Origin of the sequence: [Flexibacter] sp. ATCC 35208, from assembly GCF_001975825.1 — a bacterium.
Classification (GTDB): Bacteria; Bacteroidota; Bacteroidia; order Chitinophagales; family Chitinophagaceae; genus Chitinophaga.
Genome location: NZ_MTKN01000255.1, coordinates 1 through 547 on the forward strand (window position 1 = coordinate 1; position 547 = coordinate 547).

Annotated in this window: 1 protein-coding gene; it reads left to right on the plus strand. The window is 33.6% G+C overall.

Annotated elements, in window-relative coordinates:
• Window positions 1–398 precede the first annotated feature (398 nt).
• On the plus strand, window positions 399–547 hold a 149-nt coding region (locus BW716_RS39550), incomplete at its 3' end, for an NAD(P)/FAD-dependent oxidoreductase (RefSeq protein WP_179091430.1).

Here is a 547-nt window from a genome sequence, read left to right on the forward strand (position 1 = left end):
ACGGATTGAACGGATGAACACTGATTTCTTAAGATATGCGGTTTTGGGTTTTATAAAAAAACCTGCATAAATCTGTTTAATCCGTCAGATTCATGTGCTGATTTTTTTTCTTATAAAGCGAAAATAGGCTTTTCTATATTTCTAATAAATCATTAAAAAATGGAATTTGTTATGAAAATGAGACTCGCATGAGGGATAGAGGCGGTATCTCGCTATTTAGAAAAAAAAGGCTTTTAGCCGTAGTTTTTGTTAATAGGGAATAAAGCCGAAAGCCCGACCCGCTCACGAGGCTTCGGGATGAGCGGGACATGCCATATTAATCATAAATATTTCCTTTATTTTTAAGCTCTTGTAGAATTATTACTTATTTTTACGATCTTATATTTAGATTTTTCTTGATGCAAACTCCACTAAAAATTGCTGTTGTAGGTTCTGGATTGGTAGGATCACTATTGGCAATTTATCTCAAAAAAGCAGGTCACACCGTTCATGTTTATGATCGTAGTCCTGATATTCGTAAAATTAATTTTTCGGTTCGTTCTATAAA